This is a genomic window from Natronomonas sp. CBA1123, assembly GCF_009741925.1.
GTDB lineage: Archaea > Halobacteriota > Halobacteria > Halobacteriales > Haloarculaceae > Natronomonas.
Genome location: NZ_WPCC01000002.1, coordinates 50,280 through 73,539 on the forward strand (window position 1 = coordinate 50,280; position 23,260 = coordinate 73,539).

12 protein-coding genes and 1 pseudogene are annotated in these 23,260 nt (G+C 57.6%); 6 read left to right on the plus strand and 7 right to left on the minus strand.

All coding sequences use genetic code 11. The features are described 5' to 3' along the window. Nucleotide 1: 1 nt before the first annotated feature. The 3 genes from GJ631_RS01670 to GJ631_RS01680 are packed head-to-tail and all read left to right on the plus strand — an operon-like array spanning nt 2 to nt 13,015. On the plus strand, nt 2-5,569 hold the full coding sequence (locus tag GJ631_RS01670; protein WP_156707488.1) for a DEAD/DEAH box helicase: 5,568 nt from the start codon (nt 2-4) through the stop codon (nt 5,567-5,569). Further along, entirely contained in the window at nt 5,566-11,070 is a 5,505-nt protein-coding gene (locus tag GJ631_RS01675; protein ID WP_156707489.1) for a DEAD/DEAH box helicase, read from the plus strand. Before GJ631_RS01670 ends, GJ631_RS01675 begins: the two co-directional genes overlap by 4 nt. Next, the gene (locus tag GJ631_RS01680) at nt 11,063-13,015 is read left to right on the plus strand and encodes a MoaD/ThiS family protein (protein WP_156707490.1); all 1,953 of its coding nucleotides are present in this window, start codon (nt 11,063-11,065) and stop codon (nt 13,013-13,015) included. The genes GJ631_RS01675 and GJ631_RS01680 overlap by 8 nt, the downstream gene beginning before the upstream one ends. On the opposite strand, the gene GJ631_RS01685 is transcribed toward GJ631_RS01680, so the two are convergent. Further along, nucleotides 12,990-13,202: a hypothetical protein gene (locus GJ631_RS01685; RefSeq protein ID WP_197424710.1), complete on the minus strand. Its 213-nt coding sequence runs from the start codon at nt 13,200-13,202 to the stop codon at nt 12,990-12,992. The two genes, GJ631_RS01680 and GJ631_RS01685, sit on opposite strands and share 26 nt — an antisense overlap. A 218-nt stretch (nt 13,203-13,420) precedes the next feature. On the opposite strand from GJ631_RS01685, the gene GJ631_RS01690 reads away from it, so the two are divergent. Further along, nucleotides 13,421-14,485 (plus strand): hypothetical protein, encoded by a 1,065-nt coding sequence (locus GJ631_RS01690; RefSeq protein ID WP_156707492.1) that lies wholly within the window; start codon nt 13,421-13,423, stop codon nt 14,483-14,485. Nucleotides 14,486-15,108: 623 nt separating this feature from the next. Here GJ631_RS01690 and GJ631_RS01695 read toward each other — a convergent pair. Continuing rightward, nucleotides 15,109-15,255 (minus strand): annotated as a pseudogene (locus GJ631_RS01695) (IS6 family transposase); the annotation flags it as partial. Nucleotides 15,256-15,470: 215 nt separating this feature from the next. Next, on the minus strand, nt 15,471-15,701 hold the full coding sequence (locus GJ631_RS01700; RefSeq protein WP_156707493.1) for a transcriptional regulator: 231 nt from the start codon (nt 15,699-15,701) through the stop codon (nt 15,471-15,473). A 708-nt stretch (nt 15,702-16,409) separates the two neighbouring features. Between GJ631_RS01700 and GJ631_RS01705 the strand changes: the two genes are divergently transcribed. Continuing rightward, nucleotides 16,410-17,207, plus strand: a complete 798-nt coding sequence (locus GJ631_RS01705; RefSeq protein ID WP_197424711.1) for an HNH endonuclease — start codon at nt 16,410-16,412, stop codon at nt 17,205-17,207. Between the two features lie 291 nt (nt 17,208-17,498). Here the strand turns inward: GJ631_RS01705 and GJ631_RS01710 are convergent, their stop codons facing one another. The 3 genes from GJ631_RS01710 to GJ631_RS01720 all read right to left on the minus strand — a co-directional run bounded on the left by GJ631_RS01710 (nt 17,499) and on the right by GJ631_RS01720 (nt 21,028). Beyond that, nucleotides 17,499-17,675, minus strand: a complete 177-nt coding sequence (locus GJ631_RS01710) for a hypothetical protein (protein ID WP_156707494.1) — start codon at nt 17,673-17,675, stop codon at nt 17,499-17,501. A 274-nt stretch (nt 17,676-17,949) separates the two neighbouring features. Beyond that, on the minus strand, nt 17,950-19,341 hold the full coding sequence (locus GJ631_RS01715) for an ATP-binding protein (protein WP_156707495.1): 1,392 nt from the start codon (nt 19,339-19,341) through the stop codon (nt 17,950-17,952). A gap of 196 nt (nt 19,342-19,537) precedes the next feature. Beyond that, on the minus strand, nt 19,538-21,028 hold the full coding sequence (locus GJ631_RS01720) for a hypothetical protein (RefSeq protein WP_156707496.1): 1,491 nt from the start codon (nt 21,026-21,028) through the stop codon (nt 19,538-19,540). A gap of 127 nt (nt 21,029-21,155) precedes the next feature. Here GJ631_RS01720 and GJ631_RS01725 point away from each other — a divergent pair, with 127 nt between their 5' ends. After that, nucleotides 21,156-22,064, plus strand: a complete 909-nt coding sequence (locus GJ631_RS01725; RefSeq protein ID WP_156707497.1) for an ADP-ribosylglycohydrolase family protein — start codon at nt 21,156-21,158, stop codon at nt 22,062-22,064. A gap of 72 nt (nt 22,065-22,136) precedes the next feature. Here the strand turns inward: GJ631_RS01725 and GJ631_RS01730 are convergent, their stop codons facing one another. Beyond that, a complete protein-coding gene (locus tag GJ631_RS01730; RefSeq protein WP_156707498.1) occupies nt 22,137-23,180 on the minus strand; it encodes an HNH endonuclease in 1,044 nt (347 codons plus the stop codon). Nucleotides 23,181-23,260: the final 80 nt, after the last annotated feature.

Here is a 23,260-nt window from a genome sequence, read left to right on the forward strand (position 1 = left end):
GATGGAAGACCCCGCTCGCCGGGCGACCGACGCTGTTGACGCCTACAGGAACCACTTCATCGGGCGAGTGGGGCCAGCGGCCCGGAGCGTCGCCAACCGGCAGGCCCGCACGCCGACGGAGAACCAGAATCTGGTGAACATTCGTGGGCCGTACCTTCAGGCACTCGATATCCCGAACTGGAGCGACGAGTCTTGGGAGTCGTTCGCCTCACGTGTGGGATTGAATCCGCTAATAAAGAAGGCGTTCTCAGACCTCGGCTTCAGGCGCCTCTACGATTTCCAGGAACGAAGCGTCGAGGCCATTAGCGAGGGCCACGATACCGTCGTGACGGCAGCGACCGGGCGTGGGAAGACAGAGGCCTGGCTCCTCCCCATCCTAGACCGTATCCTCGAAAAGAAGCGCCGCGGCGAGGCCGACGGAACAACGGCGACGCTAATTTATCCAACAAAAGCGCTCGCACAGGACCAGTTCAAGCGACTGGTACAGTACCTATACCAAATCAACGAGCAGTGGCCGTCGAACCAACAGATTACTATCGGCATCTACGACGGCGACACGCCTACCAACGTCGGGTCGAAGGCACAGGGTTACCTCCAGTCCTCGTTCAAATACTTCGACTGTCCGGGGGCGAATGACGATCTCGAGAAGTGCCGGAACTGTGGCCAGGGCGTACACGTCCACCACGGCGGTCAGGCCTACGAACTTCGTCCGGAGAAGCGCCAGTGTACTGACGACGTGCCACTGGACTTCATCCGCTTGACCAAGAACGCCATCCTCACGGAAGGGGTAGACATCCTCCTGACGAACCCCGACACAATCAACATGAAACTCGTGAATGTTAATGCCCCTGACGAGCACGAAGCCTTCGTCTACGACCCGGAATTCCTCGTCTTTGACGAGGTACACACCTACGACGGCCTGTTCGGGAGCTACACCGCCACGCTGACGAAGCGGTTACGGGCACTCCGGGCCGATCGGGACTGCGACCCGCTGCAGGTAATCGCGAGCAGCGCGACCGTAGAGAACGACGTGGAACTGTTCCGACGGATTAGCGGCGCTCGAGAGGTCGCGCACGTTGACGAGCAGCCACGAACGCTCAACCGGCCCGACGAGACGGCCGTTCCTCCGGCATTCGTCGAGACGACACTCTCCGAATCGGACTTCTTCGCGTTCGCACGGGGGCGCCGAACGCCTCCGCTGCTTGAGGGCATCGAGTTCGACGTGGACGCCGAGACCTACGACGACGACCGGCTCCTCGATATGCTGGCAGACGAACTGTTCGACCATTTCACCACTGAGAAGGACGCCGGGGAACGTGACTCAGTCGTCTCGCTGGTCCAGAAGGTCCACGGAGAACTTCGAGAGGAGCCAAGGCAGTACGACGCGTTCCGAGCTTGGCTAGCTGATGAGTTCGATCTCCCGACCGACGACGCGGACCGGCTACTGGATAACTTCGTCGCCCTCGGGACGTTCTCCGGCCTGCTTGAGAACCGGACGCACCTGTTCTCCTGGCCGGTTGACGGATTCTACTCCTGTGCTGCCTGTGATGCGGTGTACTCGGCACCAAGGGAAACGTGTGCGGCCTGCGATTACGGGTTCGTCACCCGGAGCGCCCACTGTAGTCGATGTGACGACGAGGCACTAATTGCGTGGTACTGCCCAGCCTGCGAGCAACTGGAACCGTACGTGCCAAGCGAGGAAGGTGAGCACCAGTGGGACGATAGTCACGCCTGTCAGCGGTGTCTGGTTGCGCGCGAAGAAGAAATCCAGAGCCTCCGCGTGACCTTCCAGCCCACGCTAGAATGTACGGCCTGCGAGACACGTAACACCCGGACAACAGCTGCGGATTGTCCGGATTGCACAACCGACATGGTCCACCTCACGCCGGATCAATACCAGTGCCCGAACCCCACGTGTGAGACGACCCGCTCCTACGAATCCGACTGTCCCACCTGTGGGGACAATCAGCGACCCCTTACTGGGAACGGCCCCGTCGATTGTCCGGCCTGTGGGCGGTCGTACGACAGTGCCCCAACCGACGGATGCGAATGTGGCCGACGCCTACTCCAGACACGGTTCGTTCCATGGGTCTGTCGAAACGACGAGTGCAACCGCGAGTTTTTCGACACTCCGCCGGACACCTGCCCCTGTGGGTCATACACGTTCGCCCGGGCGGGCCTGTTCGAGGTATTTACGGACACCTACTGTGAGGCCTGTGGGACGAGTGCCGTTGAGGGCCCGGCCTGCGATTGCGAGGACGCCAAGCAACGGACTCGCGAAGGTGCTCACCGGGCGTACCAGACACTCCAACCGGACGGCGGCGTGAGGGCCGTTAGTAGTATCTCAGCGGTCGCTCCCTGCACTCATCAGGGGCTCAACTACAATCCAAACAATCGATACGACGAACTGATTCGGGGCCCGGGTAATCTGGCGGCAACGACCAGCCAGTATATGCTCCGCCGCGTCGCCGACGAGGAAGGATACGAGGCGGCGAAACTCCTCTCGTTCGCCGACTCGCATCGTGACATGAAGGAATTGGACCGTGATTTCACTGAACCGGAGGTGGCGACAGTATTAGACCAGACACTAGTCGAGAGCCTTCGTGAGCATGGCCCCTGGACGACAGCGGACACAGTAATCGAAGGGGCGCTCGCTCGACTCGACGCCCTCAGCGAGGAACTCTCGCCGCCACAGAACGTGCAGGGGCTGACGTTCGACCTGACGACAGAACTAGTCGATACAGCACGCCGACATATGGACCCCCGCGAGGCGATCCGGGACCGCCTCCGTCGACGGCTCTACCCGCACCCGTACAGTCAGCGCTACGGTGAGTTCGAGGGCGCACTAGCCGATGACGGCCTCGTCGACGTGCGGCTGACTCCGGAGACTCGCGACGCTCTTGGAGAAGATGAGCGCGCGGTCCTACGGGCGGTTATCGACCGCGGGGGCGGTGGGGCGATCGACGACATTTCTCCACCGAGTCCAGATGCGAGCGTTCAGGACCTTGTCGGGAGCCTCAACGCGGACGGGGTATTGACCCTCGACAACGACTACGTGACTCTTGCGCCAGGGGCGCTGGAGGTAACGCTGGCCGGTGAGGACGATGGGCTCCGTTATCTGCCCAGGACGAGCCGCTTCGAGCAGACGCTCGAGGCGCAGTTCGGCGCAACCAGCGGCGACGGTGTCCCCTTCGAAACGACGCTGGCCGAGCAGGCCGACCCGACCCACCCGAGGTTCAGTTCACGGGCCTATCGGACGACTTACTCCCGGGCCCGCGTGCTGGTCAGCCAGGTCTACCACGGGCTAACTGACAAGAAAGAGCGACGGGAACTGGAATACCTGTTCCGTGAGGGGAACCACCCACATTTCCTCTCCTCAGGCCCGACAATGGAACTCGGGGTCGATATCGGAGAGCTCGACGCACTCTTGCTGTACGGGACGCCACCTAACATGAACGCCTACCTCCAGCGAATCGGGCGAGCAGGTCGGAGTTCGAACGCCTCGCTCGTGCACTCTGTGAGTCAGCGCAACCCCATTGATTACTACTATTACGAGCAACCGAACGACCTGATGGCCGCCGACCCACAACCTGTCCCGCTCAAGGAGTACAACGAGGAGGTGCTCCGGGTCTCACTAACGTGGGGCGTCCTCGACTACGTCGCAGCCAACTTCGTGGTCCCCTGGGAAGTAGACGGGTACGGTCCCTACAAGTCGGTCTCTGGTGGTGACGAGTTCGACCGCCGACAGCCCACGACCGACGACGATGCCGCAAAGTTCACGCACGTCATGTCGGCCCGGACGAAGGAGCTCGGGCTGGAATCGCGGAACTCGAAGTTAGCTGCCCTCGGGACGCTCGTCCACGACTACCGTCGTGAAATCAAAGGCCATCTCGAGACCTTACTTGACCACGGCTACTGCGAGGCCTGCAGTCGCAAGTACGACCACGACGATGTCGACGGGTCGTGTGATGAACCCGATTGCACAGGGGAGATTCGTAGTGCACAGGCGGACTTTGGCCATCTCGCTGAAGAGGCTGTCAACGGGTTCGAGGAGCGATTTATTACCCAGTACGCTGCTTACCGTGACCGGCTCGACGACGAACTGGAGACGGTCCAGCGTCGTCTGAACAGCCTCCGACGGGATCGGCGCCGGGCATCGTCTACCGAGGAGGGACGCCAGATTGCAGCCGAACGGAGTGCCCTCGAGGAACGCAAGCAGGCGCTACAGGGCCGGCTCGACCGGATTGAGAGTATGGAATACCTCGACTTCCTCCGAGAATCACGGCAGAGCCGCTACGCATTCAACATGCGGTCAGTCACCAATAACGTCGGTCTGACACTAGTCGACGAGGGCGAGGATGGCTACGAGTCCCGGAGCGCTGGCGACGACGACGGTCGGTCGATGCGAATGGCGATTAGCGAACTCCATCCCGGCGCTGCCTACCTCGATCAGGGTGACGTGTACGTCGTCTCTCGTCTCCGGACCGATGACTTCGCCTCGTCGGAACTCCGCGAGCACGTCCGCGGGAGCGGGGTCGACGAGTTGGCTGGTGAGTACATCTGTCAGGCGTGTGGGGCGGCGACCACAGACCCGAACGCGGCCTGTGACTGTGGTAAGGAGGCAGGGTGGAAGCGTCGACGCCTCGTTGTACCGGAGTCAGTTCGAGCTCACCGTTCGGACCTCCGGATGACTGCGGAGGGCGACCCTGCCCGAGCGGTGTACGGGGAAGAGTCAGGGACAATCCAGAACACCTATGCCGAGCGCCAGACAGACGTCCTGGAGTTCGAAGCCAGACGCACGCACGAGTTTACCGGGCCAGACGGTGACCAACTCGGTCAGGTTACGTACGGCGACATCGACGTTCTCCTACACACTGACAGTTACCGGGCGAAGTACAAGTCCGGCGAGATGGATGCCGAAGAGACGTCGTTCAGAATCTGTGGTGCTGACGACTGTACTGGAATCGTCTACGAGAGTGAGGACGAGCAACTCCGCTGCAGCGCCGATGCCGATCATCAACCCAATGGCGACGACGGCTTCGAACTGGTTCGCCTCGGCTACCGTTACGGGACCGAGGGTATCCGAGTTGATCTCGCGGACACGGCCCAGGCCCACACGCTTGTCCACGGGTTCCGGGTAGCGCTCCAATACCTCGGCGGTGTGAGTATCCGGGAACTCTCGGAGGTGGTCCATGGCGACGGCGTGGTCGACCTTTTCGACGCACAGGAGGGTGGTGCGGGAGTCACCCGCCTCCTGTTCGAGGCCGGGCCCGGGGGCCAAGACACGCTCCGACAGGCGATCGAACTCCTCCAGAAACACTTCCAGTGTGACTGTGAGGACGGCTGTCCGCTGTGTCTCTACCAGTACGGCTGCGACACCCACAACCGGGGCAGTACGTTCGACCGCGAGGGCCTGTTCGACCGGCTCGACACGGCAGAGGCGGGCGAAAATCCCGTTGTCGGGGATGGCGGGATAGCCTCCGAAACAGGCGTCGAGCAGAATGAGTCCACGGGCGACACCAGCAACGGCGAAGAAACGACAACCAACACCACCGACATCGACACATGAGTTCACATCTTGACACCATCGACCTCGCGGAGTTGACCAAACGCTCTTACGCGGAACACTATGTTGCGGCTGGCAAACCACGGGTGCTCCGCGATGTCATCGATCGCTACGAGGAGACCGACCCGGGGTCGTCGCTTGACGAGGCCGTCACAGAATTCACGCGGACGCGGGGGCCGTATCTCCAGGCGCTTGACCTACCGCGACGGGGTCCCGACTGGGAGTCGTTCGCTGACGACGTTGGCCTCCATGAGGATGTGATGCGGACGTTCCGCGCTGCCGGGTTCGAGTACCTCTACGAGTTCCAAGCTGAAACAATCCGCTCAGTAATTGAGGGTGACCATACACTCGTTACTGCCGGAACCGGTCGGGGGAAGACCGAGAGCTGGCTAATCCCGATTCTTCAGTATATTACGGAGGCCAAGGCTGGGGAACACCCTGACCACCCACCCCAGAGCGTCAAGTGTGTCCTGACGTATCCAACGAAAGCGCTCGCCCAGGACCAGTTGAAGCGTCTCATCGAGTACTTATACGAGCTCAATCGGAACCGGACGGGGGCCGACCGAATCACGATTGGCATCTTCGACGGTGACACGCCGAACAACGACGCCAGCGAGTACGAATATCTCAAAACGGCCTATCAGTTCTTCGAGTGCCCGTGTGAGCACTGTGATGCCTCACTAACCGTCGAACGAACCGAAGATGAGCGGTTCCGTGTCGACCATAACGCTCCCAAGGCGCCGGAGATCGACCTCGACTTCATCCGACTCACTCGTGACGAGGTCGTCGAGGAGGAGGTCGACATCCTCCTGACCAACCCGGACACGATTAACTACCGACTATTCAACGTGAACCAGGCTGATGAACAGGCTGTCTTCGTCGAGGAACCCCGATTCATCGTGTTCGATGAGATTCACGAGTACGCCGAGCTGTTCGGAGCCTTTACCGCGACGCTGATGCGTCGGTATATCCGTGCCCGGCAGGCGCTGCGCGGTCATGAGACGCTCGACGACGACGACCTGCAGGTGGTCGGCGCGAGCGCGACCGTCGCGAATCGACGGGCGATTTTCAATCGGGTCCTCCCGTTCACCGACCCGGAAACCGCAGTCGTCACGGAGGACCCACAGACGCTCGACGCGCCCACTCCATCGGCGGTTCCCGACGTGTTCAGGACGGAGAAACTGGACGTACCGGCGTTCATCGAGGCGCTGGGCGACGGAAACGATCCTGGACCAGTCGGCCAGTTCCTCAGAGAGTTCGTTGACATCGATCTGCCACCCGATACTGATGCCGAAACCGTCCGGACCCTAATCCAGGAGAGCCTCTACGAACGGTTGTTGAGCGACAGTGGCGACGACCTCGATATCATCAGGGCACTCTACGCGACTCTTTACGATGATGCCCAGACGCCGGCAGAGTTGACCGAGACCATTGAGGACGCGCTCGCGGTCGACGCCGATACTGCTGAGACAGTCCGTGAGAACTTCGTTGCAATCGGCCGGTTAGCCGGCGTCCTCGAAAGCCGAGTTCATCTGTTCTCGTGGCCGATAGACGGCTACTATACCTGCCTGAACTGCGCGACGGTGTACGGAACGCCACAGAGCCAGTGTCAGTCGTGCGATCACCACTTCGTCACCAAATTCGCCTACTGTAGCCACTGTGGCGAGGAGGCGCTCGAATCCTGGTTCTGCCCGGCCTGTGAGCGGCTCGAACCGCTAACTGTTACCTCCGAGCAGGGCCAGTTTGAGTACTTCAATACACAGGTTTGCCGGTGTGACGCGGGCGCGGAGAGCGAGACAGAGATGATTCGGACGCTGTGGCGACCATTCTACACTTGCAGCGAGTGTGGCGACCGCCAGCAACTCGACCGCGTCCGAGAGTGTTCAACCTGCAATACTGGTGCGCCGATGACACTAACAGTCGATCGGGAAGCCTACGAGTGTACGAACCCAACTTGTGACGGCCGAGAGCAGGCGACGCGGGCACACGAGTGCCAATCCTGCTCGCATGAGGCGCTCGACCCACTCGCCGAGGACACTCTCTACTGTGTCGAGTGCGACGAAACCTACCCAGAAACGGACGGCGAGCGATGCACCTGCGGCGGCGCACTCCTGCCAAAGCGGTTTCTCGGTTGGCAGTGTAGCGGGACCGACTGCGACGAGGTCTACCTCGGTGAACCGCCGAACACGTGTGACTGTGGTAAGCGTCGGTTCGCCCGGACGGCGCTGTTCGACCTCAATCGGGTTGAAGAATGCAACTCCTGCGGCCGTGAGCTGTTCCCTGGGAAGGAGTGCTTCTGTGATGACCCCGATACGAACACCCGAGTCACCGGGTTCAAGAATTTCCAGATGGTCGACGAGCGCGGACAGGTCCGTAATGCGAGTGATTTCCCTGGTGCGGTCCCCTGCTATGACAAGGGACGCTCGTACTCCAAGACCCACCGATATGAGTCGATGCTTCGAGGGCCCGGGAACGCCGCAGTCACCTCCTCACAGTACCAGTTGCGAGCGATCACGAACCCGGACAATCCCGAGACGTTCCAGGAGGCGAAACTCCTCTCCTTCGCCGATAGTCAGTCCGATATGAAGGAACTGGCCCGGGACTTCGAGGAACCGGAGGAGGATCTGTTCTTCACACAGCAGGTCATCCACGCAATCGCCGACGCAGCTGAGGGATGGACCACATTAGACGTGGCCGCCGATCGCGTCTGGACGGCTGTCCAGGAATATGAAACCCTTCTAGAGACGGATGCTGACACGCAACAGTCGCCGCTTGAACGCCGACTAACCCGCTACGATGAGTCGTTCGAGCAGTTCGTCAGAGCTGAAGTCGTCGCCCGCGTCCTCGCGGGGCAGTACAACAACCGACGACGGACCCCTCACCTCGCAAACCGGGGGCTAGTTGATGTCAGACTAGCCGTCGATGTCGACACACTAGACGAGACAAAGCGCGAACTGCTCGCCGCGTTCCACGCACAGGGGACTCGCTACGTTTCGACGCTCGCTGAGGAAATCGAGGGCGCCGGCCACCACGTTGAGGAACTCGTCGACATGGGTGTTCTGGCGAAGGAACAGTCCGACGGCAGCGTGGTTGTCTCGCTCAGCCCCGACGTAGTCGAACTCACCCTCACGGATGCAACGACGCCCGTTCAGTACGACCCGGAAGCCGAGCGGTTCTACACGACATTCGACCGGACCTGCCGCAACGTCGATGTCGAACTCGTCCCGTTCGAGGCCGACTACCAGGACCGGGCAACGTTCACCCACCCGCACTTTGACAGGGTGGCCTACCGAATCGACGCCTCTGACCCGCTGATGCTGCTGAGCGACTCCTACTTCGGGCAGACCGAGCGGTCGGACCGGCGTCGACTCGAATACCAGTTTCGCGAGGGGCGACACCCGAACTTCCTCTCATCGGGTCCAGCCATGGAGGTGGGCGTCGATATCGGGGACCTGGACTCATTACTCCTCTATGGGACACCTCCGAACACGAACTCCTACCTGCAACGAGTCGGCCGAGCAGGGCGTGACTCGGGGGCCTCGATCGTGCACTCTGTGAGTCAGCGTAACCCCATCGACTACTACTACTTCCGTCAACCCGGCGAGTTAATCCAGTCCGCTGCGCAGCCGGTCCCTCTCAACGAGGCCAACCGCGAGGTGCTCCACCGGTCACTAATCTGGGCAGTCCTTGACGCGGCGGCGTCGACTAGGTGGATTCCATGGCGTCGCGAGGAGAGCGCTATGGACGACCTGTTCGTCTACGATGACGACGTAGACATCCATTCACGGACAGATATACAGGAACGTCCCAACGACATCGTGTCGTTCAGTACACTCCTCGCCAACGCCTGCCAACAACTCCAACCCGGCGCTGAGATATCGCCACTGGAAGCGCTTCGGGACCTCGTAACGGACGATACGGAGCGCGCAGCGATTGAGAGGTGGCTCGAGGACCTCCTCCGATACAGCGCCTGTGAGACGTGTGGCCGCAAACATGACGCCGGCTACGAGGGCCCCTGTGCGGACCCTGAGTGTAGCGGTACCACCGTCTCGATGCTCGACAGGCACCGGGATCTCGTCGACGTGGCCATCGATGCGTTCGAGGCGGAGTTGGTTGACCGGTTTGTCGATTTCGAGGATGAACTGTTCGAGGAACTCGACCACGTCGAAGACCGCATCAGCGACCTCCGACGTAGCTCTCGGAGTCGTCGCCGCGGACGTCAGAATGAGGGCGACGGGACGAGTGAGCGAGAGGAACTGGATCGGCTCCGCTCCCGGCGGACCCGACTAGACGAGTTCCTCACGCGACTCGGTCAAATGGATTTTGGCGAGTTCCTCACGCGGCACAGCGAAGCGGCGTTCAGTCTCCGGTCTGTTGGGGCAACCGTCAGCTACGAACTCATCGGTGAAGGGTTCGAACCCGCTACCGAGAGCACCCTCGAGCGAGACCGCGGAATCGCCCTCTCAGAACTCCATCCAGGTGCCGCCTACCTCCACAACGACGACGAGACCTACGTTGTGACCGAGGTCGTCGAAGACGCCCACGAAACCCAGGCGATCAAGGAGTCGGTTGCCGACGCGGCAATCTGTCGGCAGTGCGGTCAGGAGTACGATATTGACACCGCACGGTGTGAGAACTGTGACCGGCGGCTCGAGCAACTCGAGACAATCGTCCCGCGGCGCGTTCGTGCTTACCAGGCCTCCCTCCCAATCGACCGCCGTGCTGACGGTAGTGCACTCACCCCGTCGGTAATCTACCGATCTCAAGGCCCCGAGGTACAGAGCACCTACGCACCTGTTGAAACAGAGGCCGTCACGTTCGATTCCACCGAGGGTCGCCGATTCGCTATCGTGACCGAAGCCGGCGAGCGGGTCGGGGTGATCGAACACGGGTCTCTCCGAATGCGATCCTCGGCAACCCAGTTCTTCGCCACCTACACGGGCGGAGGGTCGGACTACCTGCCGACCGTTTTTGAGGTCTGTGGCCGGAACAACTGCTCGGGTGTCATTGCTCGGACCGACGAAACCGCCTACTGCCTGCAAAATCCCGAGCACGACACCAGCGACTCGACTGCAGTCCGCTTGGCGACTGAATTCGAGACGTCCGGCGTCCGCCTCGCGATGGCCTCCGAGGAGTTAGAGCACACCCTGGCGCATGGCCTTCGTGCAGCACTTCAGTACATCGGTGGTGTTAGTGTCCGGAAGGTTCCAGAGACTATTGAGGAGGACGGGACATTCATCTACGACGGCGACGAAGGGGGGAGCGGCATCAGCGTTCTCCTGACCGATGGCGTGGATGGTGAGAACCCTAGCAACTTCCAGCGTGCGACCGATATTATTGCGGAGACATACGAGTGCGACTGCGAGGCTGGGTGCCCATTCTGTCTCTATCAGTACGGATGTACCAACCGCAACGACCCGGATAGTTTCGCAAAGGGCGAGGTAGTGTCACTACTCGACGCCGGCCTGCGTCTCGAACCGCTCGCGGAGGGTGAGGATGCGTAACGACTTGCTACAGGACCTCGCCGTAACGCTGGCGATCGATAATCCGGAGAGGCTGTGGGGCGTCTCACCTGAGAGTACGTACGCCGCGCTCGACGCAGTAGCAACCGACAAGTCGCTGTTAGATGCCCTTGAGGGGTACCACACGCTCGCGCTGGCGGCCACAAACCAAGAGCGTGAGCGTGACATACTCGTCGATTTCCACCGGGAATTCCTCAGAGCTGTGAACCTCGTTGCGGACGGTGAGGTGACGGAGATCGGTGCGCTTGTCCTTCGGAGCAACGATTCACGGGCCCTGCTGCAAACGCTCGTCGCCACCCATTCCGAGGCCACCAGACGCGTCCTGCGTGACTGTCTAGCGATCGAGGATATTGTTCCTCGCCGGGAGTATGAGACGCTTCTTCGGGATAATCACGAAATAGAGGTTCTGACACCGGTGTTTGGATCGTTCAATTTACTCCGCATGTTCCCCGACGGCGTCGAACTGTCAGTCGAGGCAGTCGAGCGGAGCCTCAAAGCCCACGATATTGGTTCCGAGGAGGCAGCTCGGGCTAGCCTCCACCGGAGCCTCCTGCGCTCGTTTTCTGGGTTCGATGCCGAAGTCGCCGAGGAGATTACGGCGCAGCATCTCGGCCGACGAGGCAGGGGAATGACTGAACAGGCGATTGTCGCGACGCTCGGGGATGCAGACGCGGAGAGATTTGATTACGAAGCCGTACGTACTGCCATAGACGAGGCGCGTGCGGAGTACGACCGACTCGCGGCCCGGAGCGTCGACTTGCTCACGGCAGGTGGTGGGGACGTGACCGTAACCTCCGGCGAGGAAATCACGGTTGAGGATGTTCGAGAGCACGCCGAGTCGGACACGGCCCCGGCCATCATCGACCTTTTCGCGATGGTAGTAGCTCAGCGACTGGACCGGGTCCACGCCCGGTACGTCGCGTCACAACTCGACATGTCGCTCTATCCAGCATTCAATGCGATTAATTCGGTGCCCGGTGTCGAGTGTGAACTGCAGGACGAGGTGCTGGTTCTCGACCAAGTGCCAACAGTCGTCGGCGGCACCAGCCACTACGACCGATACGTTGAGTTCCTCCTCGACGAGCGTGAGACATTCGCATCCCGTCGCGAGACGCTCGCGGAGTCGAGCATCACCCTTGAAGGAGTGGATGTGGACGCACACCTCGTGACGCGGATCAGCGAAATCGAGAGCCGACAGGTCGCGCCGACGTACTTCGCGTTCACGCTGATTGACCCGGACGCCCTCGGTCAGGAAGTCATGGAAGAGTACGTCGGTGACTCCCGTGGCCTCGGGCGGGAGCGAGCTCGTCTTCGACGGTGGCACGGGTCGCGCCCGAGCGACTTGCGTTCGTATACTGCGATGACGGATCGCCTGTTCAGTCGGGGTCTCGAATCCAACCTAGATCAGCAGGTGCTGCGTGTCATGACGCCGTACGACGACGATACGTTCGCCGAGTACGCGGCGCAACTCCGCCGCCTACTGGAGGCTGGGCACGAACTGCGATTCCTGACACGGCACACCAAGGAACCCTGGGAGTGGAAACGACTCCGGGATAACCTGTTGAAACCCCTCGACGCTAACCGTGAGCAGGTGTCTATCAGGACCTACTCGCGGTTCAAACAGCACCAGAGGATTACCCCCGAAACAGACCGGAGCCAAGTCAGCGAGGTCGGAATCCACGGGAAGTTGCATATCATCGGCGGACCACACGAGGGCGCGGCCCTCCTCGGATCGGCCAACTTCATGGAGAATAGCTACCACTGGAACCCAGAGTGTGGTGTCTACACCGAGCGGACCGCATTCGTCAGGGCCGCCACCGAGTTCTTCGACGTCGTCTGGGACCTCGCCGAGGCTGATCAACTCTCCCTAAATCGACTGCAGGAAATTCCGGACCGAGAGTTCATCCCGAGCTACTACACATCCTAATCCCAAGCTGGACTATCCGAGGCTGGAATGCAGGCTCAAAGAGTTTTGCCAGCTCAATAATGTAGACCCGTTTACGCTGTGCACTATTGAGTTCTGCTGGCGTTGACTCGTATTCGATTGCAGCTACTTCCTCAGCGAGGCTTGAGACGGGGACGGGTTTTGACTCGCTGATTGCAAGTACGTCCATGAGTGCTCGCCCCCGTTCGGGTTTGAGCAAATCGAATACCTCTGATCGTTCAAGAGTCACATCAACGTGTTCTCGAGGATGGCCTGTGCGAGTACCTCCCAAGTACTCGAAGAAGCTACGGAGAACAGTGTATCTCCGCGTGCAACCGCGAGCGGTAACTGTTCTGTGTCCCTAGCTATACGGTTCCCGAGGTCCAGTAATATCTAACTATGTCGCCGATGTCACGAGATTGGGATCAGAACACTGTTGACCGGCACATCAATTTTCTCCCCTCTCAACAGTCAAAAAACATCTTTCACGATACTCATTATCCAATCGATAGAGTCTACGCTAACTATATTAGATCTCCTGTCCGGTATGATGAGTTCCTCACCCAAGAAAATATTCTGGAGTCAATCACCTCATCTAAACTAACCAACGACAATCGACTCTTCATCATTGAAGGAGCAAGCGGATGTGGGAAAACCCAACTCTGCACATGGCTTTCACACCAACTTGGTCGCGAACTAGAGAGTGGTCAGGTAGACAGCTATATTGCGCTCCATCATTCGCAGAGAGACCATTCTGAGGACTTCTTTGATATACTGACTGAATACGTCGAGATTGATAATCAGGTAATCAATATTGTTGAGTTGGATTCTGAGAAGGCCGCCAAGGCGTTAGTAGCAAATATACGAGTATTTGGGGATAATCTTAGAGAATTTTCTGAGGCAGAAGTTCAATCACTTACGGAGTCTCGGCAGGAGCGAGTTGATCTTCAAGATATCTTAGCAAATAATCTCCGCGAATATCAGGCCAAGTACGAGAACGATGTAGATACTCACCTAGAGTTAGTTAGTCGTGATGAGTACCAGCTGCTCACGACCGAGGCGTTCAATAATGACCCAGACTGGAGCCGTTTAGACCATCTTCGATCTGCAATCAAGGAACATCTCACGGGTATATTGGGAGTTGAGTCTGTCTCCGAAAAGCTAGCTAGTATCTCCGAAGCATACGTTGAGAAAGGATACCGACCAGTGATACTCTGTGATGACCTGCCAACTCTAGGAGTGCTACAAGAGCAATTCCTAAATTACGCTATTCAGCCCCAGAAAGGCCATTATGATATTGTGGTTGGCTGGTCTCCCAGTTGGTATAATCACCATGTAGGGCCACATACTGATGGCTACTATGCATATATAAAAAAACAAAGCAGAAGGGTATCTTCGTCTATCAACGGAAGGGCAGCCGTATTTTTTCACCGAAGAAACGGTAGTGCCCTTCAGCAAGAAGTACATGCGTAGCATTCGATTTGCTTCTGATATCGAATTCGACAGAGAGATTCCTACCGCCTGTTTCGATGGATTGTATCCGTTTAGCCCCGCCTTTGTTCGTCGTCTCTATTCAAAGCTGAAACAGGATGGAGTCCAAACCCAAACGCCTCGCTTATTTCTCCGTGCTATTCGAGATTGTCTACTAGCGCAGAATCCCCCATTCGAAACCGTTGAACAAGCCACATACGTTGAGTCAGTGACGATGCCGACTTTGTTGTCATACCCGCCTGACCTCTTGTCATTACTGAGGTGGTATGGACAGTACCAATCAGGTCGAGTAATCATTCCAGCAAACCTATTCGAAGCGTTCGATCTTGACATCCCACCTCGAATGGCTCAGGATGAGATGGTTGAGCTCACCGAGTAGTAAAAGCTTGGTTTCGCCGAGTGGCGTTCAGCACTGTAATTGGGCATCCCCTTAGCAAAGGGATTTCCTGTGGTTGTGATGAGTGACTGCTTGTAACTCTACTCGAGTCTAATCAGATTTCACTACGATACCCATCCCAACGAGAATCTTCGTCGATTAATTCTTCTCGATATCCCGCTAGCGCACCCGGAATATTCTGGTTGTGAACTACTTCCAAGCGTAGTGTTCAGATAAGCTGATTCCATGAGAAGGCAAAGATTGAAGCTAATCGTTGGCGGTGTCTGCTTCGGCATTGCTAAAACAAATTGGTAGTTCGCCGCTTTATATCTCGAAAGACACGTTCGACACTGTTCCGATTTCCATGTTTTTCGTATTCGATTAGAAGGTATGCCGAGGGGATGGCCTCGTCGCAGTCTGGACACCGTCCAAGAGAGGGGTTGTCTGGAGTCATTGACCGGCCTAGCTGACTGACGTAGCAACATACGAGGGTAAAACGTATAATCCTTAGTCAGACGCTTGTTCGTCGCACAAAGGCTGTTGAGTGGGGTCACAGAACTCTGTAACTATGCTACCGCCGAAATTACTTGTTCACTCGGGCAATTTCCACAGAAGTGCATTTCCAACCTTTCGGCTTTGGACTTTCCCCTCTTCTTCAAGAGATTGCAACTTTAGGTATGCAGTCCGGCGATCACAACCTACACTTTCAGCGATTTCACTCGTCCCTGCAGAATTGAGTTCTTCGAGGGCGTTAAGAAAATCTCTCGGAGGATAAGTTTCGGTAAATTTCCCACTTTCCTCGTCACGGTCCCTGCTACCCATATAGACCCTATTAGAGGCATCTCACAAATGACTGCTGGGGAACCATCCATTGGACAAAGGGCCAAAGGTTTATACCATTAGACAGCCGACTAATGGTTGAGAACATGGTCCCTTGGGGGATAATCACAGAATCCCGGGTGCTGGAACACCCAGGCCAGGTTCTCACTAACCAACGTGGAAGAACCCATGACCGAATCAACACTCAGCCATCAAGAACTTGACGACGAGCGGTTGCATAGTGATTTAGTACAGCTTCGTATCCCTCGTCTCGGGGATAGCTCTCGTACCTGCGGGGTCTGCGACCAGTCGCTTCAGGCGGGCTCAGAACTTACTGTTTCTCTCCTACGACGACCAGGGGACACATCCTTCTGTGTAGCACGAGTGTCGTGTCTTTCGCACACACACCCAGCTATCGGTACTCAGGAGGAAACAAGAGAGCTTCTCGTCTCGGGGCGGATCGGCCAGTGTCAGGATCAAGCAATGCAGACCTCGTGGTCCGTCCTACTGGAACCAGAATTCACCGCCGTCAGCCCAGCTAGTACAACCAAGGTCGCACACCTCATTCCCGACAACCGATCTATCGACAGAAGCTCTCCCGATACCGCCAGTACTGCACTTGACCATGACCACTTGCTCACAGATGGCGGAACAACGCCTCCCGAACCGGAGTCCGAACCCGATGACACAGACACCCCAGAAAACGACGATGTGGATCGAACACCGTCGTTGACGCCAAGCGTCCGGGAGTTCCTGCGGCAAGACCGGGGCAACGAATGTGAACTCTGTGGAACGAACAACGCTGATGGGGACGTTGATCTCGAAATTCATCATCGTGTCCCGAAATCAGAGGGCGGAACAGACCAGCCGAGCAACCTCATGCTCGTGTGTCGACAGTGCCACCAGCGACATCACGGTAACACGCCGTCCGACCGTGCTGTCGAAGCCGAAAGTCCTGCAGACGAGGACTCGTCTGATGAGGCCGCCAGTGAGACGCGGACGCCGCTGGAGCCTCGGAGCTCGCCAAACGAGACCGATAGTGAAATCCTCTCAATCATCGAAGATGAGGGACCTGTTCCGACAGGCGTCATTGCTGAGCAAGTCGGCTGTTCGAAACAGCACGTCCGCCGCCAGTGTTGGAAACTGAGCGGAGAGCAGTTAATCGCGCCGACGAAGAACGAGCAATGGGAGCTGCTTGAATCAGCGAGTAATCAGGAGATTACTATCGGGCTGCCGGAGAAGCCGAAACAAGCCAAGCGTGCCGGACGAGACGAGGTCATCCGGCGGATGTCGGCCCACGGGATGGCCCATACGAAAATCGCTGAGATTACGGGATTAAGTCGGGCGACAGTCGATGTCGCCGTCGACCGTGCTCGGGCTCTCCGTATCGACCAAGCCGAAGAGCCAAGTGCGGACCTTGGCGCGGTAGCAATGCGTGTTTCTGCACTTCTGGACCTCATCAATCACGCACAAACCGAAAGCGTGGACTCGCAGTCTCTCGGCGACTGACTGAAACGACTGCTCGAGGAGGCATTCCCTGTCCTCGAATCCTACTTAGCGTTTTACCCGGGAGCTGTTCGGTACGGATTGAGGCTTGGTGAGGAGCGTCCACACCTCAGTCAAGTCTGGTCCGTGCGCACAATCAGTACCCCAGCAGAGCCGGTTGCACACCTGGTGAGAACTGATTAACCAACACTACTGCGCCAACTTCCGATATTGTTGGTTAATAATTTGTTCGAAAACGTTAGTGAGTCGGCTCTACTCACCCATCGAATTCAGGCCATCACCGCCCCTTCTGAATCAGTTCGCCTCCGGTGGGTTATTGATCTGAATCGTGAGGTCGTCGACCAGTTCGGTCCCTCTCGGACGCCACCGACAGGGTTCTCGCTCTTCCTCAACGCGGCGAAAGCCGCCTTCCTCGCAGGAACTGAACCGGAGCCGAGACTCTTCGTCCCACTGAACGATAACCTCCGTCATGAATCGACCTCGTGTGTCTGGCGGTTGCTAGTTGTCTCCTGCGTGTCGGCGTCGATAGCTGTTCTCGCGGTCGTCGCCATGGTTCGTGCTGTCATTCTTGTTGAACCGTCTTCGGGTGGTTTTGCATCAGTGCGGCTGTCACGCCAAACAAATGAGTTGGCGGATTTGCTCCGGTGGCGGCTTTCTCCTCCGCATACGTACTGTATATGCGCATCACATTTAAGTCGCAACCGGGGAGGGGAACTATCCTGATGAATGATTGGTGTCGAAGCACTCAGGACGGCGTGAGTATGTCGTCGATGTCCGCTACGCTGAACAGCGACCAGGAGTCGTCGAGTTGTGCTTCGAGCCCGTCGACGAACCCGTTTTTCGAGAATAGGGCAAACCGCTCGTCTCGATCCGACGATCCCCATCGGACGTTCTCCGCCTTTGCTCGCAGACTCTCGACGAGGTCTTCCCCAACTGGATCCGTCGTCCACTTACATTCGGCGAGGAGGATTCGGTCATCGGTCGGTGCCAGCCCGACGATATCGATCTCTTCTTCTCCGTACCACCAGCGACCGACTTCTGAGTACGGGTCGAATGTGCCGCGTCGAATCCCTTCCCAGACGGCTTCTTGGCACACATCTTCGAACGTGGCTGCAACGTGCGTTGGGAGGTCCGGCTGGATCGTCCCGTCGTACACGATTCCCGGTGCTTCCTCGATACTGGATCGATGCGGCTCGACATACCGAAACCAGAACCGAAGGAACTCGTCCGCAACCCGGTAGCGTGACCGCTTCGATTTCTTCCCCGAGGCCGTGACTGGGACATCGCGTTCGATGAGGCGGAGTCGGCGAAGTGTCTGTAGGTACTTCGAGAGCGGTCCCGAATCGATCCCCGTTGCGCCGGAGATCTCGTTCGGTGTCGTATGGCCCAGTGCGACCGCTTCGAGGATGCTCATGTACCGGGCTGGGTTTCGGAGCTCGGTGCGCAGGAGGAACTCGGGTTCGTTATACAGCACCGCAGACGGTGATAGGACGTGTGATCGAATATTCGCTGCGAGCGACTGGTCGTAGTCGAACAGCGTGAGGTACATCGGGGTACCACCTGTGACGGCATACGAGCGAATCGCGTCCGTAATGTTGTATATGATAACCTCTCGTGCCTGTTGAAAAGAAAATGGCGTTACGTCGAGTTGGGCCGTTCGTCGCCCGTACAGTGGGCTCTCGTGGCCCAAGATCTCTGATTCCATCGTGCTCACGCTCGAACCACAGAGCACCAGCATCGAGTCCGTTCCATCGAGCGCCTGGTCAACGAACGCTTGTATGTACGATGGAAGCGAGTCGTTCTCTTCGACGAGATACGGGAACTCGTCGATGACGACGACAAGGTCCTCCCGCTGGAGGTTCTCCCCGAGGTATTCGAACGCTTCGTCCCAACTGTCGATTCGAGGGACGCGCTCGTCGAAGTAGTCCGCAACTTGGTCGAGGAACTTCTCGCGCTGTCGATGCTCGGCTTCCTGGGCGGCAAGAAAGTAAATGTGGGGACGGTCAGCACAGAATTCTTTGAGGAGTTCCGTTTTCCCGACCCGACGCCGGCCATAGACGACAACAAAGTCCGAACCGGGGGACTCCACCGCAGCGGTGAGTGTATCGAGTTCTTCCTCCCGGTCGTAGAAGGTCATACTTAGGATAATGATTATTGCGATATTGACTTAAGAATTCGGGTGGCCACCCCCACTCACTTGCTGAATTCATGGACGCCTGACAAAGGAAGAACGGATGGAGGTGTACCAAGCGGTGGCTGAGTATCGAGAGAATTTCCGTACAGGTGCAAAACCTAGAGAGTAACAGAACCAACTACCGATGCAGAATCGGCCATTACGCCGCCGCATCAAGGACCGTCTTAGCAAACTCGGTTATTGCCGTTAAGTTCTGTTTGACCGACGTTGAGATGTCAGCAGCGGCGGACACCGAGCGCGCTTGAACGGTAACATCAGAGGGGAGCTGACCATCATTGCTGAATGTGATTTCAGCACCCTTCGGTGATTCAAACTGAAAACGGCAGTGTGTTTCTTCGATTACGGCGGTTGCCCTCAACTCTCCAAAGTCCAGCTCAAAAGTTGGCTGTGCTGCTCCACCACGAGCAAACCCGACAACATCCAGATCGATTTGATCGGCCGCAATCAAGACACCTGCGTAGAACTCGTCTTTCAGGAATTCGACGCCTTCCTCTCGGGAGGCAAACCATTGGAAGCCTTCTCCGCTGGGAGAGTGCCGATCTAAGACCGCTCTCTGCTGGGCCGAAAGGGACGATGATTCCGTCCGTTTCAACGGTGGCACTCCATCATTGTCCGCGTACTTCCCAATCCACCCTGGTGGGACCTGAAAATCGTGCCATGGTTGGCTCGCCTCTTCAACAGTAACGTACTCCGTTGTGAGGTCATTCGGGTCAACGGCCGTGGGAAAGTTTGCCTTGTACACTTCAAGCGAGTACTCGCAGGTGGCTTCGAATGCTTCCTTGGCTTCAGTTCCAGGTGCATACCCGCCTCGGCCTGCGATAGTCCGATAGTAGAAGGCTCGTGGGGAATCAGCCTGTTCTAACGAGGGTTCTGGTGACCCTTCTCGCTGTCCTATCCAGTGGTTGGGGAACCCCGACTCATCTGGCTCGTATCGTCGAGAGATGACATCTGATTCGCCGATTTGTTGGCCCCACCGCGTGTAGAGATCGTGACTCAACCGATAGAGCTCTCCTTCCGGAAGCCGCTCGTTAATCTTCGGAAATTGGTGTGTGTCGCCTGCTCTATCAGTCACTTCGATATACTCCGAGACGTACTCTCCATCCCACGTGATGTAGCCTCCTGTATCGTCACCGAAATACTGCTGTGCAATCCGGTCTAAGTTCTCGTTTGCGGTAGAGTCGAACCCGGGTGTCTCGACGGGCGTGTATCCATCACGTCGTAACTCTGCTACGAACGACGTGTCTTGCTTTTCAAGTCGCGTTCTGAAATTCTCAATATTTCCGATGACGTCCGGATGGCTAGCGAGATACCCGACGAGGTGGTCTATCTCGAGGTCGGCAACTGATGGGACATCGATCTCCCTCTGAATATCCTCATCCGGATCCGCTTTGCGTGGGTGTCCCTCATCGAGGGTGTAGAGATCGCGAATTTGGCGTAGCGGATGAACAACTGCCCAAGGGAGCTGGTCACCATCACTGTAGCCACAGCTTTCAGTGAGAAACTCAACCGCTCGCTTGTCGATTTGGTATGTGATAAACCCGACCTCAGGGGGCTTCGCTTTGATAAAATAGTCCGTCTGCCGTGGGTGGATTTTTGCTGACGGATTTTCGCGCTTATTGAGGGTGGGCATCCAGTATGTGCATTGTTCTAACCAAACGATAAGATCCTTTGGTCAATCAGCTTGATTTCTGGAGGAAACGAGATCAAAGGAGAAACGCCCACCCACATTTTTCTCAGACGTAGTCGTTCAGGCAAGCATGGAGCTGAATCAAGCTCGTGGAGTCCTGTTGGGGCTTGCCTGTGGGGATGCACTCGGACGGCCAGTTGAGTTTAATACTGCCTCGGAAATCACGGCAGAGTACGGCCGCCTCGATGAAATGGCCGGGCACGGGACGTGGAATCAACCGGCGGGAACGATTACCGACGACACCGAACAGGTACTGTGTATCGCGCGAAGCCTCGTCGAGTGCGGTGAATTCGACCCCGAAGACATTGCTGACCGATTCGTCGCGTGGTACGACTCGAACCCATTCGATATCGGAAACATGACTCGCCGCTCAATTCGAGCGCTCAAACAAGACAAACTGTGGGACGAAGCGGGTCAAGACGTCTGGAAGGAAAGCCCGGAGGGTGCCAACGCAGGCAACGGAAGCGTGATGCGCTGTCCGCCACTTGCACTCGCCTATCGCGACGATAGAGACCACCTTGTCCAGACGAGCCGTGCGTCGTCATTCATCACCCACGCCGACGAACGGTGTACCTACGGCTGTGCCGTGCTGAATCTCACGATTGCTGGCCTTCTTCGGGACGACGACGGACCACTTGGAACAGCGTTGAAGACTGTTCGTTTGGACGCTCCGGACGAACTGCTAACGGCTCTAGAGCCGCTTGCTGATGGCGAGGAACTTGATGAGTTGTCTACGTCGGGGTATGTCATTCACTCGCTGCAGACAGCGCTGCACGACGGATTCAACGCGGAGAGCGCGGAGGAGGCGATTGTGACTGCCGTCAACCGGGGCGGGGACACCGATACAATTGGTGCGATTGCAGGGGCCGTCGCTGGCGCCCGGTTCGGTGCGTCAGAGCTGCCTGATCGGTGGCTTGCTGCTATTGATGAGACGAGCGAACTTGACGACTTGGCTGACCGACTTGTGGAGATGTCGTGAAGTTCGCCGTTGTATTCAATTGTTAGAATCGGACGGTTGCGACGTCAGAATACTTATCGTACAACAGGGATGTCACAACCACGAGAGACCAGCATTTAGGTCCTCAAGAAACGATGGACGGACCTGCACCTCTGCGGGAAAGTCGAGCTGTTCTCCCTGACGAGCAAGGATGGAGTCGCGAAGGAATGGATGGCCGGGATTGAATGAGGGGCTTGTTCGGATTCGGTAGTCGCTATCGATGGTGAACAACGCAGCGTCGAACGCTCGGTGATGTAACGAATTCAGCACGAGAACGTTCTCAGGATGCTCTGCGAGTTCTGGATGTTGGCTTCGTGGGAGGATGTGGACGAGATCAAGGAGCTTATCCTCACCAATTCCAGTCATGCTGCAGGCGTGGCCGTATCGCTCAAACGTTTCTTTCCGGAAGCCGTCGCTCACGACTGTTTCAGTTGTTTCGTAGCGCCGAACTCGTCCAGAATGATCGAGTGGTTCGCCAGTCGGCCACTGGGCAATCTCCCCCGTTTCGACCCAGCGTGTCCAAACGTCCGGAGCACGGCCATCGTCGTTCATTGTCGTGCGGTCGTGGAGCCACGAGACGGGAATCGATTGCGTGTTGAGAATCGAGAAATGGAAGAGGTAGTTCGGGACTCGGGTCCCAGAACCGTCTTGGTACGAACGGGACTCAAAATGATCTGGGACACACAAACCGCAAAATTCGACGACCCCCGATTCAGGTTTCCGAAAAACAAGTACTGGCGGCACGTCCTCGCGCTGTCCCGCTGCGGCCCGGTCGAAGGCAGCTTTGATTTTTTGATTTTTCACTGATTCATCGTACGGATTGGTGGCTTTCGCATCACCCCAGTAGCTGACGTACCCTGCGTTTACTGCAAGTGTATCCTCCCACGGATCGTCGTGCTGAGAGACGCCGACATCGTTCGAAACGAGGACAAGTGCGGCGGGTGTATCGGACCGATCTGCACCAAGCGCCCGAATCCCGCCTGTGTTTTTGATGCCGCTATCAAGAGGGCCGCGAATCCACCGAAGGAACTGGTCGTCCGAGTTGCGGAAGCTTCCGGTATCCCGGTATTGTTTTCCAATTCGGAATTGGTGATGCATGTTAGCATAGCATCGCATCCGTGTAAAATAAATGGAGGCGCTGATCTCTGTGAGTACCAACGTAAATTTATCAAAACCTG

What these genes read in the sequence shown, in the direction of transcription:
- GJ631_RS01725 (WP_156707497.1), top strand. Translation starts at nt 21,156, where the DNA reads ATGGAGCTGAATCAAGCTCGTGGAGTCCTGTTGGGGCTTGCCTGTGGG.
- GJ631_RS01715 (WP_156707495.1), bottom strand. Translation starts at nt 19,341, where the DNA reads ATGACCTTCTACGACCGGGAGGAAGAACTCGATACACTCACCGCTGCG.
- GJ631_RS01720 (WP_156707496.1), bottom strand. Translation starts at nt 21,028, where the DNA reads ATGCCCACCCTCAATAAGCGCGAAAATCCGTCAGCAAAAATCCACCCA.
- GJ631_RS01685 (WP_197424710.1), bottom strand. Translation starts at nt 13,202, where the DNA reads ATGGACGTACTTGCAATCAGCGAGTCAAAACCCGTCCCCGTCTCAAGC.
- GJ631_RS01690 (WP_156707492.1), top strand. Translation starts at nt 13,421, where the DNA reads ATGTCACGAGATTGGGATCAGAACACTGTTGACCGGCACATCAATTTT.
- GJ631_RS01710 (WP_156707494.1), bottom strand. Translation starts at nt 17,675, where the DNA reads ATGACGGAGGTTATCGTTCAGTGGGACGAAGAGTCTCGGCTCCGGTTC.
- GJ631_RS01670 (WP_156707488.1), top strand. Translation starts at nt 2, where the DNA reads ATGGAAGACCCCGCTCGCCGGGCGACCGACGCTGTTGACGCCTACAGG.
- GJ631_RS01730 (WP_156707498.1), bottom strand. Translation starts at nt 23,180, where the DNA reads ATGCATCACCAATTCCGAATTGGAAAACAATACCGGGATACCGGAAGC.
- GJ631_RS01675 (WP_156707489.1), top strand. Translation starts at nt 5,566, where the DNA reads ATGAGTTCACATCTTGACACCATCGACCTCGCGGAGTTGACCAAACGC.
- GJ631_RS01680 (WP_156707490.1), top strand. Translation starts at nt 11,063, where the DNA reads ATGCGTAACGACTTGCTACAGGACCTCGCCGTAACGCTGGCGATCGAT.
- GJ631_RS01700 (WP_156707493.1), bottom strand. Translation starts at nt 15,701, where the DNA reads ATGGGTAGCAGGGACCGTGACGAGGAAAGTGGGAAATTTACCGAAACT.